Annotated in this window: 12 protein-coding genes and 3 pseudogenes; 7 read left to right on the forward strand and 8 right to left on the reverse strand. The window is 58.0% G+C overall.

All coding sequences use genetic code 11. From position 1 onward, the window contains the following. Positions 1-734 precede the first annotated feature (734 nt). The 3 genes from panC to I6F31_RS05960 all read right to left on the reverse strand — a co-directional run bounded on the left by panC (position 735) and on the right by I6F31_RS05960 (position 3337). On the reverse strand, positions 735-1583 hold the full coding sequence (gene panC, locus I6F31_RS05950; RefSeq protein ID WP_225185056.1) for a pantoate--beta-alanine ligase: 849 nt from the start codon (positions 1581-1583) through the stop codon (positions 735-737). Positions 1584-1593: 10 nt separating this feature from the next. Then, the gene (gene panB / locus I6F31_RS05955; RefSeq protein ID WP_225185057.1) at positions 1594-2466 is read right to left on the reverse strand and encodes a 3-methyl-2-oxobutanoate hydroxymethyltransferase; all 873 of its coding nucleotides are present in this window, start codon (positions 2464-2466) and stop codon (positions 1594-1596) included. 679 nt (positions 2467-3145) lie between these two features. Next, a complete protein-coding gene (locus tag I6F31_RS05960; protein WP_225185058.1) occupies positions 3146-3337 on the reverse strand; it encodes a hypothetical protein in 192 nt (63 codons plus the stop codon). 1098 nt (positions 3338-4435) lie between these two features. Here I6F31_RS05960 and I6F31_RS05965 point away from each other — a divergent pair. After that, on the forward strand, positions 4436-4588 hold the full coding sequence (locus I6F31_RS05965) for an Arm DNA-binding domain-containing protein (protein ID WP_225185059.1): 153 nt from the start codon (positions 4436-4438) through the stop codon (positions 4586-4588). Between the two features lie 212 nt (positions 4589-4800). After that, positions 4801-5109 (forward strand): hypothetical protein, encoded by a 309-nt coding sequence (locus I6F31_RS05970; protein ID WP_225185060.1) that lies wholly within the window; start codon positions 4801-4803, stop codon positions 5107-5109. Between the two features lie 1386 nt (positions 5110-6495). On the opposite strand, the gene I6F31_RS05975 is transcribed toward I6F31_RS05970, so the two are convergent. Continuing rightward, positions 6496-6693 carry a hypothetical protein gene (locus tag I6F31_RS05975; protein WP_225185061.1) on the reverse strand — a complete coding sequence of 66 codons (198 nt, stop codon included), beginning with the start codon at positions 6691-6693 and terminating at the stop codon, positions 6496-6498. Positions 6694-6970: 277 nt separating this feature from the next. On the opposite strand from I6F31_RS05975, the gene I6F31_RS05980 reads away from it, so the two are divergent. Continuing rightward, positions 6971-7120, forward strand: coding sequence for a hypothetical protein (locus tag I6F31_RS05980; protein WP_225185062.1), 150 nt, complete (start codon positions 6971-6973; stop codon positions 7118-7120). A 257-nt stretch (positions 7121-7377) separates the two neighbouring features. Here I6F31_RS05980 and I6F31_RS05985 read toward each other — a convergent pair whose 3' ends face one another. From I6F31_RS05985 to I6F31_RS05995, 3 genes are all read right to left on the reverse strand, one after another. Beyond that, on the reverse strand, positions 7378-7596 hold the full coding sequence (locus tag I6F31_RS05985; protein ID WP_225185063.1) for a hypothetical protein: 219 nt from the start codon (positions 7594-7596) through the stop codon (positions 7378-7380). Between the two features lie 465 nt (positions 7597-8061). Continuing rightward, the gene (locus I6F31_RS05990; RefSeq protein WP_225185064.1) at positions 8062-8271 is read right to left on the reverse strand and encodes a hypothetical protein; all 210 of its coding nucleotides are present in this window, start codon (positions 8269-8271) and stop codon (positions 8062-8064) included. A gap of 478 nt (positions 8272-8749) precedes the next feature. Next, the gene (locus I6F31_RS05995; RefSeq protein ID WP_225185065.1) at positions 8750-9070 is read right to left on the reverse strand and encodes a hypothetical protein; all 321 of its coding nucleotides are present in this window, start codon (positions 9068-9070) and stop codon (positions 8750-8752) included. Positions 9071-9312: 242 nt separating this feature from the next. Here I6F31_RS05995 and I6F31_RS06000 point away from each other — a divergent pair, with 242 nt between their 5' ends. Together I6F31_RS06000 and I6F31_RS06005 are read left to right on the forward strand one after the other, a co-directional pair. Next, positions 9313-10587: an alanine racemase gene (locus tag I6F31_RS06000; protein WP_225185066.1), complete on the forward strand. Its 1275-nt coding sequence runs from the start codon at positions 9313-9315 to the stop codon at positions 10585-10587. Positions 10588-10668: 81 nt separating this feature from the next. Next, positions 10669-10874: pseudogene (locus I6F31_RS06005) on the forward strand (transposase); the annotation flags it as partial. Positions 10875-11103: 229 nt separating this feature from the next. Here I6F31_RS06005 and I6F31_RS06010 read toward each other — a convergent pair. Beyond that, positions 11104-12157 (reverse strand): annotated as a pseudogene (locus I6F31_RS06010) (IS110 family transposase). Positions 12158-12236: 79 nt separating this feature from the next. Between I6F31_RS06010 and I6F31_RS06015 the strand changes: the two are divergent. Then, positions 12237-12780 (forward strand): annotated as a pseudogene (locus tag I6F31_RS06015) (IS5 family transposase); the annotation flags it as partial. A gap of 78 nt (positions 12781-12858) precedes the next feature. Continuing rightward, a complete protein-coding gene (locus I6F31_RS06020) occupies positions 12859-13443 on the forward strand; it encodes a hypothetical protein (RefSeq protein WP_225185067.1) in 585 nt (194 codons plus the stop codon). Positions 13444-13589: the final 146 nt, after the last annotated feature.

Here is a 13589-nt window from a genome sequence, read left to right on the forward strand (position 1 = left end):
CACGAGATCGACAAAGCCCCTAAGGAGATAATTGCCCGTCGAAATTCTTCAGCTCTGCGACCGATTTCCCGTCGAGCTCGGTTTTTGAGCCGAAATGGCTATTCGAAGTTCTGCGTCGCCGCGACAGTGGCGCTGAGAGCTTGATCGGCAAGACCGGTTTTGGACTGTCATGGCAAGCTAGCCGCGAGGATAATCGGACGCTGCACGACGACTGATTTTAGGCCGAAGTGGACGGTTGATGAGCGCCTGCCAGAACATTCATTGAGGAATTCGCGTGACGTCAATCCTTGGTGTTTCGCCGCTCCCGGTCAAATCCAGAAGTGCAGCCTCGAAGCTTAAGCGATCATAACCCTATCAATTCCGCGCGGGAGCCTATGGCGCGGCTTGCCCCGTGGCACGAATCGGCTCCTACTTACGATCTGCGACTTCACAGAAGCTGCGACATGGCGCAACGGGAAAAGATCTCGGTGAGCAAGTCAGCGGTCCCGGCTGAAGGGCTAGTCACGAGCCTAACAGTCGCGTTAGGCGGTATGGACCTCTTGGCAATAGCCTTTTTCACAGGCCAATGGAGCGCTCTTACAAACGCCTGTTTGGGCCTCAAGTTCAGAGAGATTAGCTTGCCGGGTTATCACGGCAAGCGCCCCAACAACTGAGGAACAGTTCCAGTCACTGTTGTAGGGCAATACCCGACATCATCTCTGGCGCACAATCGCTGGGGACGGCTTTTTTGGAGCTCACGCCGGCAGCGACAATACCATATTGTCGATCAGCCGAGTTGAGCCGACGTAGGCAGCTACACAAAGTGCCGCGGTGGTCCTCAAAGGATTCCCGGCAGGTTTCAGGTTAACGGAATCAACCAGATCAAGGTACTCAAGCCGGTCGACGGCCGCCAAACGCTGCTTTACGGTCGCCAGCAGCCGCTCCACATCTCGTTCTCCTGAGTTAAACTGCTCCGCCGCGGCGAATAGGCCGCGACTGATGGCGAGAGCCCGCTCACGCTCCTGCTGGTTCAGATAACGATTGCGGCTACTCATGGCCAACCCGTCAGCTTCCCGCACGGTTGGTACGATGATGATCTCTATCGGAAGATTGAGGTCAACTGACATGCGGCGAACGACCGCGCACTGCTGGAAGTCCTTTTGCCCGAAAAAGGCAACATCTGGCTGTACCATGTTGAACAGCTTGCAGACGACAGTCGCAACACCACGGAAATGTCCTGGTCTGAATGCGCCGCAGAGTGGTTTTGCGAGCTCGCTTGGCTCAACAAAAGTTTGAAATTGGGCCGGATAGATTTCCTTTGCATCCGGAGCAAAGAGGATGGAAATCCCGGCATCTCGGCACAATTTTTCATCGCGCAGGAAATCGCGTGGATAGGTGCCGAGATCTTCGTTTGGACCAAACTGAGTAGGGTTGACAAAGATGCTCACGACACTGACATCACTCTGCGCCTTGCTTGCTTCGATGAGGGCGAGGTGCCCGTCGTGCAGATAGCCCATGGTCGGGACGAAGCCGACCCGCTTGCCGGCCTTACGAATTTCAATAAGCGCCCGCCGAAGCTCCGCGACTGTCTTGATAGTTTGCATTTGAATGCTCTCACGTCTGACTGAAGGGTGTCCATTGTGCGATGACGTCGCCAAGACCCTCGGGCAGCGGATAGGATTCTTCCGGGCTCGGAAATGAACCGTCTCGAACATCGCTGGCCCAGCGCGACAGCGCGTCTTGCAACAGCCCAAACCCGTCTGCATAGGTCCGAACGAATTTGGCACGGTGACCTGCGGTAAGCCCCAACACATCGTGGAATACCAGCACCTGGCCGGAACAGCAGCGACCCGCGCCGATTCCAACCGTTGGAATCCGGAGAGTTTCGGTTGCCCGCGCGGCGAGCTCGGCTGGAATGCCCTCGAGGACGAGAGCGAAGCATCCGGCTTCCTGCAAACTGTGGGCGTCCTCCAGCAAGCGCAACGCGTCATCAGCAGTTCTTGCCTGCACCTTGAAACCGCCCATGACATTGACGCTTTGCGGAGTTAGACCGAGATGGCCCATTACGGGAATTTCGCAATCCACAAGGGCGCGGACCATTTCGAGGCGCCTCGCACCACCTTCGAGCTTCACAGCGTCGGCGCCCCGCTGCAGGAAGCCACCAGCATTTCGGATCGTCTCCTCTGGGCTGAGGTGAAAGCTGAGATATGGCATATCCGCCACGACCAGCGCACGCGGCCGCGTCCGAGCAACCGCCTCCAGATGGTGGTTCATCATGGCCATGCTGACCGGCAGCGTGTTGTCGAACCCAAGACAGACGTTCCCAACGCTATCTCCCACTAGCAAGATATCAACGAGCGCGTCGGCGATGCGGGCCGACACTGCGTCGTAAGCGGTGGTCATCACGATGCGACGACCTTCCTGCTTCCAGCGCCGCAGAAGTGGAATCGTGACTTTCTCTGTCCTCGGCTGCGGAACGTGACTCATTCTTTGCAAATCCTGTCTTTCGCTCGCCGCGCTGGACTGAGCGGCCGCACGAGGAGCGACAGAACACATCCAAAAGGGCCAAAGGGAGGCTTCCCAACTGCAGACAATGCAGGCTGCCGAATGATTTCGGCAAGCGGCGCGTGGTCGGCCCGACTGTTATTTTGTCGGGAAGTCCTTCGTGCCCCAGGATGTGTGCGAATTATGAAGAGCGCTCTGCAACAATAGAAAGAGAGCTCTATTTGCGTCATAGCTCGCAGCGGGTCGGCTTCTCCTTGATCCCGTCATGACCAATGCACCGTTAGTCGTGCAGATGGTCCAACGCCATCCTCGCCCATAACGTTTTACGAGGATATCGTAAACCAGAAATCGACCACGCATCGTCTCAGACCTCAAATTCTCCCCAATCGGAGTACACGGTTGGATCGCGTTCAAGCTCCGCGGCGCCTCAGCCTCGCGATTGGCCCGGCGAATGCGACAGCTACGAACCAGCCCTACCAAATCATACATCGACGGAGGCATCCGCCTGGCTACGCCGGAGCTCACATCGCACAAAACAGGACCGTCGACTGTACCTTTTCGGTAACCCGTTCAGGCTTTGCAGAGTTGACTAAGTTGTGAGCTGGCGCGGCAAGATAGGGGATGCGGTCTTACGCTTCTGGATCGAAAGCCAAGGAACTTATCAGGTCGTCTCTCGATCCGCCGCAGGCAACGCCATCAGGCAAAACGGAATCCAAGCCAGGAAAAGCGGAAAGAAGAAGAGAGGCGCAAGCAAGCCTTCGAGCGCCATTGGGGAAGTCCCTTCGCCTCTCGTTTTTGCCGCCGCATGCCGATTGGCCTTGAAAGCCTTGAAATCAATGATCGTCGCTGACATCTCTCTAACCTGGCGCCTCCCCTTCTCATTGGTCCGACGCAGTCAAGACCCGCTCTGCTTTTAGCTTTTGATCACGTCACGCGCTTGTAAGTGCAACAACGCTAAGCTAACTCGCGACCAAGGTAGCCACTTGCGGTCGGCCTGCTGCCGCGCCCTAAGGCGATCGGCGCATTTTCTAGAGCAAAGAGCGGTTCGCCAACAGTAATAACGGATTAGTCCAAATCTTCCTCCGCAGATCGCGCAGCATCGAGCTGAACCGTGGCGGGAATTATCGAAGTCGTTGCGCATTCTCGCCTCCTGTCGAAGCTATGCTTTACAAACTTTCAACTTGGTTGATCGCCCGTGTTGGTTCGAGACGGCTGCAACGAAGTTGGGCCAGCGTGTACAGCCCATTAGGCCCGCATCACCTCGTTCCCTGCGCAGCTCGATGTCTCAGAGGCAACGCTGCAGCGGACTTGAACAATTTTACCCTCCGATGACTCCCGATTGATGCAATAATGGGGTTGGATACGAACAAATCCTGCGCTTTTTGGCGCATCACCAATGGATTTAGGTCCACTTGACGGGTTTGGCGTATGTAAACGCGCCGGGCCGTCCCTCGTCCGAGTAACATGTTCGTTCGCAGATTCTCTTTGGCCATCGAGATTTGAGCGAATTTCGTCAGGTCAGCGAAACAGCAGCCTCCCTGAGGCTGTCGTAGACCTCGCCCAGATCTGCCGCTGTCGCGCAAAAAGGGCGAAATCACGTAGATCGTGTTTCCTAGCGGGCACAGCAGCAGATCCCCGCCTGTGAAGGGGCGCTAAAGTTCAGGACCAATGCTCGTTGAAACAACCGCGGTGGCGGGTTTTCAGCTGTCGCTGTAATGATCCCCGACTGACGGTTTTGTAAACCGAAGGTCAGAGGTTTAATCCCCTCAGTCGGCACCCTTTGACTATTCTTCTTCCTCCGTTACTCCACGCTTCAGCAACAGAAGCCGCTGAAACATAAGGTTTTCTCCTCCCTTGGCATCGCGTCTCTTCGCTACCTTCCGCGTGTTCTGTTGGTAGGGCCGTTGGTACGACCGGGGACCGGTGTTGGTAGGAGGACACGCAGCAGCGGATGATCGGGGTGCCTTTGACCGACATGCAAATAAGCGCCAAGCCGGAGGACAAGACGTACAAACTCACCGACGGCGGCGGCCTTTATCTGGCTGTCGCAACGCATGGTGCGCGGTTGTGGCGCGTCGCCTACCGGTTCGATCAAAAAATCTAGTCGGCCGTGACCTGACCGATGCGCCGCGCCAGGAAGCTAATCGCCCGAGCAGAGGCGATCTCAGCCGTGCGTCCGAAGACGCAGCATGGATGCGGTTGAGCACGAAACACTCCTCCACCCTGATGGCGGCGCCAATCATCTCGAAGTATCGATGAACCGCTGTTGCTTTCGTCCACATGCTGCGGTTGAATTCCGGGCATGTGGGGGGAGTTATGGGGATTTTTTCGGGCGAGAAGTGGGAACGGACATTTAGGTTGCGAAGCCATCAAGGCGTCGGCCGCGGCTTTCTTTCTGTCCTGTTTTGGCTCTGGGGCACTGTCGGACTGCTGTTCAACGCTGGAGCCTTGATGGGCTTGACCGGATCTATAGGGGTAGGAACGTCGGCATATCTTGCAGCCACGACCCTAATCTGGATCGGCGGCATGTTGTTATTCGGGATCGGCGCCGTGCTGTCGGATCTCGACTTCGATGGCGAGCGCCCGCTGCCGCGCGATGCGGGCGACATCCACATTTCGCACTGATCGGATGACAAAGCGCTTTCGCCCGCTCCATGCGCTTCCGCTGTTCGCGAGAAGAACATATCGCGGCTGCACTTATGGGCCCCGGCCAGGCGAGGCGCTGGAAGCAGATCACGGCACTTTTGGAGGCCACGAAGATCGACAGCCTTATGGGCGGTCGATATACCCCAGCTGTCCGCGCTTTCTTCGATCGGTACGGCATTCACGCCGCGACCCAAGTATCGGCGCCACATCGGCCCGCGAGGCTAGGAGCGGCGCATCGAATAAAGCGCAGGCCCTGAACATCCCATGGGCGGGGCCGCCGGGCTAGGGTCGGCGACCCCTCGCCGCGAAGGCGCCAGTACGCGAAACAACGACGACTTCGCGACTGCGTTTAGCATCGGCGCCGCCGCCGGCAAGCGCAATGAGATACGATCGTTAGTGTTACTTGGATGGCTTAGTGGTAGCCGGCCGCATCGCTGCTCGTTTGCGCGAGGTGATCGCCTCTACCTTCTTCAGCGTCTCTGCAAACTCAGATCGGAGATATTGTTCGTGGTCGCGGTCTTTCGGCTCCGAGAGGAATGCGACCTTCACGAGGAAACGGTTCAATAGCAACGCAATTGCAAGATTGTCGGAGTGTTGCGAGCGCAGGGCAGTGAGTTGCCGACGCATCTCCATGAGATCGAGAGTTTTGCGGTCTGACTGCCTTTTCAAATGAAAACTCGCGCGAGAGCCCTACAGTCCAAACGAAGCCGCCGCGACGAGTATATTGGCGCGACGGCTTCGCCACTTGGGGACCCGGACCAAGGGCAATGTCCGGCCGTGAGAAGCTAACGCTCCGTAGCTTCGCCGCAATCGCAGTCTGGAATTAAGCTTGATGTCGCAGTGGGGGGGTTAATTCTGGAACAGCCACGCTGCTGTAGCTCCGTTCCATCGCCGGGTGGCTGCGGTTCTTTACCTTGATCCAGTGCTTCTGACGGCCGATCGCGATGCTTGAGACCAGCCCCTCAAGGCCATGCGACAGGCGGGCCGGACTAGCTCACGGCCGATCTCGCCGCGCTCAAACGGCGCGACGGTGATGCTGTCCGGTGGGGGCGCCAAAAGCTTCTCCAATTTTGACTTCCGCTGATGCCGCGGCAGATCGCGCGGGTCGTCGCCGGCGAGTGCAAGAAAAAAATAGATGCTTGAAGGCCCCACTTGCGAGCCGGAAGCTCGGTGCAATTCCGCTTCACTACCGCCGGCATATTTCGCAGATCGTCCGGGTTGCCGGGACTAGGCACGGTTCGCCGGGAGCGTTCCGGCCGGCTTAACTCGCTTCGTCCGGCATCAGCCAAATTCACAAGGTTTTCGCAAAAGGTGTCGCCGCATCGATCGCAGCGTTCAGGATCAGTTCGGCGGCGCTCCCTGGGTTCAAGCAAGTGTCGCGCCGCAAGCCGCCTCAGAAAGTCCGCGTTCTGCACTCAGACGCGAAAGATGCGGGCGCCGGCGGCTTCCTGTCGCGGCCGCCCGCCCCGCCAGCTGAATATCGCAGCGCTTGCACAGTTCGAAAATGCGCGGCGCTTGATTTGCCGCCAGTCCGATGTCGAGCGCGATTTCGCGCGCCGTCATCTTCTTCGTGACGGCAAGGTGGCGGCCCCACGCGATCCGGCCGCCTTTTCATTCGATCCGCCTGCCGAAAGAGCCAAGGTCAGGTTTCAACATGGGAGCCCATCTTTAGCAGTTTAGTTCGGAGGGCCGCTGCTGCCCGATGGGCGGATGGACATTCTGCGGTAACTTTCATGCGAACGATTGGCCTGTGAGCGGTTCTTGACGCGGAGCCGCTAGCGTCCGGTTGGTGACTACCTCACCGCAGAAGCAGCGCGGCTGAACATCTTGGAAGGACCTGATGGACGATCTAGCGCTTCCGCTGCGCCACCCAACGGCCAGAATGTATTGCGCGCTGACGGTGGCACCCTTCGGGGGCATGCTCGAAGAACCGTGGGCGGAAGCCGTTTTCATCCGCCGCGACCTGACGCCGCCGCAACGCGCGAACTGATCGTCAAGCGAAAAGCGGCTAATAAAGCGTTCCATCCGGAGACGAAGCACGTCGTGACCGTGCGGCCGTGGAAAGAGTTCTCAAGTTGAGAAATCTGACCGTTTCACATTAGACACAGCCGCCAAAAGCGGCAAGCCGCTTCGAACCATTGAGCGCGATATCACGCGCGGCCGCAAGCCAGGCGCCGACTGGCCCCTCCCCGCAGCGTGCCCCGATCAACCCTAACGAACGAGCGTGAAGCATGGCAGCGTCAGGTCTCACGGATCCTCCGCCGAACGCCAGTCCGCGCCCTTAAGGCGGATCATGTCGCAATGGGACCGATTGATGAAGGCGCGCTCGACGCAATAGCCGGAAGCGAACGAGGCGACCAGCGCCAGACCACAGGCGACGTAGCTGTTTAAATCCCACAGAATGCTGACGGTGGCGACTGCGATAAAGGCGACAGCCATGACCGTGTTGCGAAGTGCGGTGACCATATTGCTCCCCAGCCTATCAGCGATGTACGGTAACATTGCAAGCACGACGATCTGCAGCGTTGATCGTCGTGATCGGCCGTATTTCTGCTATACCGGCTTGAGGTTCGGGCGAGATGCGCTGCGGGCTGGGGAACGACGGTCCACGCGCCGGCCTTTGGGTGCCGCGCTTGGTCTCGATAAACGCGGAACGCAGAACCTGCTCTCCGTGAACGACTGTGTTGTAGACTCGTCTTACGTGCGCTAATGGGGGGCGCTAGGACGTGATTGGAACGGAAGATCAGAGATTTCGACGTCCGACAGGCCCGGACAGCAAGTCCCAGTTGGTGGGTCGAAAATCTAGTTCATGTGCATGCGAAGGTTATTTGTGGAAGATCGTCCAAGCCCAGCCGATCGCTGCGCTTGTCGCGGCGACGGTCGCCGGCCAAAGCGGCCAAGCGTGTCCAGAAGACTTGTCGACTGTGGCGTTCAGCCTCCAAAACCTCTCGCCGACGATCGTGCCAAGCCCAGCCATTCCTGCGCGAAACCAATCGTCAAAACCTGCATTTCGCCGATCGCAATAGCATCGGCAGAACCAGCGTCGGTCTGCGCCAGTCGCGCCCGTACGTTCTGCGGTTGCAATGCGAGCATCGAGTCGCAAGGAATGCTCTTCGCGGGCGCTGTAATCAGCGCTAACATTACGGCCCCGCTTGCGGAGACTTAAAGTGAGCGACAGACCCCAAAGTACCGTTAATCGCAGCCACATCGGCCGATATCTTTGTATTGAGCGAAGTGATCTCGCCGCATGATTGGACGGAACGCCATTGCGTCCGCCGGACAACTGTCTTATACGGCCAACTTGTTTTGAGCGGCTAGGTCCTTCAGAATCTTTTCGGCGGTCCAAGCAGCATCCTTAATAGCCCTATTTTGACTCGCCGCGATGGAGGCGTACTGCGTCCACGTAGCCGCATTCCCGCTCGATGTGGTAAATGCACCCGCCTTTGCCACATTGTTCCTATACTCCAAGATCGCCCCGATAATTACTGAACATCTCCATCAACTATGTGAAGCACCTTGTGCTCCGCATGAGCCAGAAGCGGGTTCGCGCGACCCACCATCTCAAAAGCTGGATCACTACGGCGCAGCCGTGAACCTGTACGTGGGCCCATTACAATCTTTATCGTGTCCGTGAAGCCCCGCGGACAACGCCAGCGATCGCGCTCGGCGTCGTGGATCGGGTCTGGGTGATCGGTATTTTGTTGGCGCGCAGCGCAACCAGATGGCTGCGCTTGAAAGGATAGCGTTGTACCTCAGAGAATGCCGGCAGCACATCGACCGCTCGAGCTCGTGAATCGGTGTTATCTTTCGACCCCAGATGATGTCCGCGGGCCCTGCGCGCCATATCGAGTCCGCACCAAGGGCAAGAGCCGCCTTCGCTCACGCTCGGCACCATTGCCTCTCGACCTTTCGGCGTCAGAGGCACATCTTGGGTATCCATTCTGCTCTCCGCACCGACAGCCGCCCTCACTTAGTGGGTCAATTGAGTCCGACCCTGGTCTAGTTTGGCCTTCAAACTAATGGCCGCTGCCCCGGTTTATAGCCTGGTCCTTGTCGTAGGCCAGAGCGAATTTCAACCAGAGATTAAGACCGTGATGCGCGATCCGGATGCGTCGCCCCCAATCTTTGTCTGGTTTTTCACAGCCGTGTACAAAAGCTGTAAGATCCAAGACATCGCGCGCCGTGGCGCATGGCGAACTGTTTCAAAGCGTAACCAGGCGGTTTAATGCGCGAGGAGCGCTGGCATGGTCATTGCTCTCGCAGCAGGCACAACGGCGCTGGCTACTCCGCGTCTGGCGAGAGGAATGGTCCAATATGAGCTTGGTAAGGTCATTGGAAAGGGCGGAAGTTGACGCCTTCTATACGCTCAATGAGGGGCGTCTCGCATCCGTTACGCGCGAATTCAGCGAGCATTTCTCAGGACGCGTGCTGTATGCGGTGAAGGCGAATCCGTTGCCCAAAATTCTTCACGCGGTCTCTCGCGCCGGAGTGGCCGGATTCGACGTGGCGTCGCTGGCCGAAGCCCACCTTGTCCATTCCACTATTCCCGGGGCCCGTTCATGGTTCATGAATCCCGTGAAATCTCGTCGCGATATTGAACGGACGTTCCGCGATCTGGGGGTTCGCGACTATGTCATCGATTGCGAAGCCGAGCTGCGGAAGCTCCTCGAAGTCTTGCCGTCGCATGATCCGGAAATACGAATCTACGTGCGGTTAAAGTGTAGCAGGACGTGCGCCATCTTAGACTTAAACGGCAAGTTTGGTGCCTCGCCCGCCGAAGCGAGCCGTCTGCTGGATCTCGTCAACGCGCAATCGCGCTGGACCACGGGGTTGTCCTTTCACCCAGGTTCCCAAACGATCGTTGTCGATCCCTATCTGCATGGCATTCGGGCGGCCATCGACATTATAGAAGCTGCTTCTCCGGCCCCCACAGCGCTCGATATCGGTGGCGGCTTTCCCGGCCATTATCTGAACGTCCCCTATCACTCTCCCTTGCGCATGCTCTCCGAGATCACGAAACTGGTGCGCGGAACGGATGCACTAAAGCATGTTGAACTGTCGTGTGAGCCCGGACGAGCACTGGTTCATGATAGCATCTCTTTGTTTTGCCGCGTGATCTTAAGAAAAGGTGAGGCGCTCTACTGCGGCGCGGGCATCTACAGCGGGCTCTCACCCGCCCGACAATGTTTTCTGCTCCCCGCCCGCGCTTGGCGTGGGGGAGAGCCGATCCAGACTGAGGAGTGGCAGGACTTCATCATCTTTGGCCCAACTTGCGACAGCATGGACAGGCTTGGATTTTCGTATTCACTGCCACGCGATTTGAGCGAAGGCGATTGGATTGAATTCCAGAATGTGGGCGCCTACACGGATATGGCGCGATTCAACGGGTTTTCGGTTGATAAGATCGTGGCCGTAGGGCAGGATGAACTTACCATGTTGCCCGCCGCCATTCAGTAGTTGTTCATGAACATACTAGGGTCGGTACCTGATTAGCATCACGTGATTCTCTGGCCTGTGTAATTGATTCGGGGCGAGAGAATGCGTGAGGGTCTATTTTGGCTGAATGACAAGCAATGGGCGCGCATCGAACCTGATCTGCCGACGGGCTGACGGGGCCGGAGCGGGACGACGATCGGCGCATCATCAGCGGCACCGTTCACATACTGCAATCGGGTGCGCGATGGCGCGATTGTCCGCTTGAATATGGCCCTTACACGACCGTCTACAATCGCTTCGATCGTTTCCCATGTGTGGACGGCTCCGGGTTGGCAAGGAGAATCTTCATTTTGCAGCATTGGTCGGAGCAGCCATGTGTTCGGCCTATTCGCGCGGTACCCATCGCCGTTGGCCATAATGCCCTCCGCGGATCAGGTCCCGGCAAAAGCGCGCATTCGATGATGCTGTGGCCCATGTGGGCTGTCCTGATCGCCGGATCGACCGGCACTGCATTACTGCTGTTCGTCCTCCCAACCGTTACGTCACGCCGGACGTCCGGCGCGATAGATCACCCCGCGAGCGCGAGGGGCTCCCTGTAGCACTCACCCTAGCCATCATAGCCCACGCCATCCTCGCGAGTTTGTTGGCGGGCGCGATAGCTGCAACCTTGGTGGGGCGCCGAGCCAACAGCCGAGTGAGCCAGGGCCGACGACCGGGGCCATGGATCTTGGCATAGCGGATCACTGTGAGCGCGCCAGCCGTGAACAGGCTACGCAAATAGCGCTCCCCTTGTTTGCTTATACTGCCGAGCTTGTCCTTGCCCCCACTCGAGTTCTGCTTTGGCACGAGCCCTACCCAGGCCGAGAAGTCCCGTCTCGATCGGAAAGCCTTGGGATCGGCAATGCTGGCGACCAAGGCTGTTGCCAACACTGGCCCGACGCCGAGGATCGCATCAAGCCGTTTGCCCGTCGCATTTGATCGATGCCAGGCGATGATGCGTCTGTCGAACTCCAGTGTCTGAGCCTTCAGCGCTCGCAAGTGACTGCCGAGAGCAGCAAGACATGCACGGGCCACTTCCGGGAGCCGGCGGTCGGCGGTATCGGCAACGACTTCCAGCAGCACCCCTGCGCCCAACAGGGGCGACGATCCGGAATTCGGCAAAATAGGCGCGGATTAAATCGATCAATGCAGTCTGCTGGCGGATGAAGAGATGGCGCGCGCGATGAAGCATCAGACAGCTCTGTTGCTCGACCGTCTTGGCCGGCACGAACCTCATGTTCGGTCTCGTGACCGCCTCGCAAATCGCCTCCGCGTCGGTGCTGTCGTTCTTCTGCCGCTTGACGTAGGGCTTCACGTAGGCCGGAGGCATCAACCGCACCGTATGCCCCAACGTCTCCAGCTCACGAGAGCAATAGTGCGATGAGGCGCAAGCCTCAATCCCGACGAGGCATGGCGGCAGCTTCTGGAAGAACGCCGGCAGGTGCCGACGCTTCAGCTGACGGCGTATGACCACCTGGCCGGCTGTATCAACGCCATGCACTTGAAATACCGATTTCGCGATATCCAGACCGATTGTTGAAATTGACTGCATAGCTTGATCCTCCGAATGGTGGGAGCTTCAAACGGCGCCCACTCACTCTCGTGCCCGTGGAGGAGCCGTCCACAGCATCAAGCGCGGACGATGGTGCGCAATTTTTGAAGCGCTTGCCAAGCTCGGCAAAGATTTCGTCGCGCTGTCGCTCGACTCGACCCCGGTCAAAGCTCATCGTTGTGCCTCCGGCGGAAAAAGGGGGAGCAGGCGATCGGCCGCTCGCGCGGCGGTCGCACGACAAAATCCATGCGCTGAGCGATCCACTCTGCCGGCCGGTCGTCCTTCATCTGACCCCGGGCAGGATGCCGATATCACTGCTGCACCCGATGTTCTGGCGCTCGCCCCACCCATGCGCTCACTCATCGCCACGAGGGCTACGATGGCGATGGCTTTCGCGCCGAGATCGTTAGTAGCGGCGCCAAACCCGCAATCCCCAACAAATCCAACCGCATCGTCATCCATCGCTTCAACAAACGCGCCCCTACAAAGGCCGAAATGTCATCGAGCGCAGCTTCTGCAGGCTCAAGGACTTCCGACGCATCGCCACCAGATACGATAAGCTCGCTCGGAATTTCCTGGCCGCTGTTCATCTCGTCGCTCTCGTCGCATATTGGCTCAATTGAGTCTGGACCCTAGGCACCATTTGACATTCATCAGAAACGTCAAAGCCGGAGGCCGGGATCTCTGGAGTCTTACCAATAATGACAATGACGGATGATCAAGACGAAAACGAGTTCCAGTTGCTGGGATTGGCACTTTATGCCTCGCAGCGCGTGGAATTCACCCTTTACGGACTCGCTGCCCACGCAGCTCACACCCCTACAGCTAAGAAGGAGCGACGCTTTCGCGACCTGACACCAGAAAAATTTCTCCGAGGAGATGCTAGCGAGCTTAAGGCCACCCTGGGGCAACTAGTCACGACATTCGGAGAGGCTTTCCTTATCCAGACGCCCGAACTCATTTCATTCTACGATGATCGCAATCTTCTAGCGCACGACTATTTCCGCACGTTTCGTGCAAACATTCGCGGCACGCCAGATCGCCGTCAGGAAGGGCCCGAGTTCTTGCGAGACTTCATTAAGCGAGCCTTGTATTGGGAGACCGTGTTGCGCGGCCTCTTAGCCGAGATGATGAAAAGCGCGGCGCAAAAGGAAGGCCGAGAAGCCGAACTCGCATGGACGGCAGAAGACTTGGCAAGAATCGATCTATTCCGCGAACATGTAGCGAAATACCTAGGTGGCAAGGGAGTCTCGGCAGAAGGATTGACTCGACGAAAGGATAGGTGACTAGCGCTCCATCGATGACGTATCGCAACCACGGCAGAGGCCCGTTAGCCGAGCCAATGCCAAAACATGGTTTGCAACCAGAATCCGACCTGTCAGCAGCTCCGCAACGCGGGAAATGTGCTGCAGCCCGCGAAGCCCTCAAGAAC

Source organism: Bradyrhizobium sp. NBAIM01 (genome assembly GCF_020194115.1).
GTDB lineage: Bacteria > Pseudomonadota > Alphaproteobacteria > Rhizobiales > Xanthobacteraceae > Bradyrhizobium > Bradyrhizobium yuanmingense.

Coding starts and splice junctions, on each gene's coding strand:
- panC (WP_225185056.1), bottom strand. CDS start 1,583: ATGCAAACTATCAAGACAGTCGCGGAGCTTCGGCGGGCGCTTATTGAA.
- I6F31_RS05960 (WP_225185058.1), bottom strand. CDS start 3,337: ATGTCAGCGACGATCATTGATTTCAAGGCTTTCAAGGCCAATCGGCAT.
- I6F31_RS05965 (WP_225185059.1), top strand. CDS start 4,436: ATGATCGGGGTGCCTTTGACCGACATGCAAATAAGCGCCAAGCCGGAG.
- I6F31_RS05975 (WP_225185061.1), bottom strand. CDS start 6,693: ATGACGGCGCGCGAAATCGCGCTCGACATCGGACTGGCGGCAAATCAA.
- I6F31_RS05990 (WP_225185064.1), bottom strand. CDS start 8,271: ATGTTAGCGCTGATTACAGCGCCCGCGAAGAGCATTCCTTGCGACTCG.
- I6F31_RS05985 (WP_225185063.1), bottom strand. CDS start 7,596: ATGGTCACCGCACTTCGCAACACGGTCATGGCTGTCGCCTTTATCGCA.
- I6F31_RS05980 (WP_225185062.1), top strand. CDS start 6,971: ATGGACGATCTAGCGCTTCCGCTGCGCCACCCAACGGCCAGAATGTAT.
- panB (WP_225185057.1), bottom strand. CDS start 2,466: ATGAGTCACGTTCCGCAGCCGAGGACAGAGAAAGTCACGATTCCACTT.
- I6F31_RS05970 (WP_225185060.1), top strand. CDS start 4,801: ATGGGGATTTTTTCGGGCGAGAAGTGGGAACGGACATTTAGGTTGCGA.
- I6F31_RS05995 (WP_225185065.1), bottom strand. CDS start 9,070: ATGGATACCCAAGATGTGCCTCTGACGCCGAAAGGTCGAGAGGCAATG.
- I6F31_RS06020 (WP_225185067.1), top strand. CDS start 12,859: ATGACAATGACGGATGATCAAGACGAAAACGAGTTCCAGTTGCTGGGA.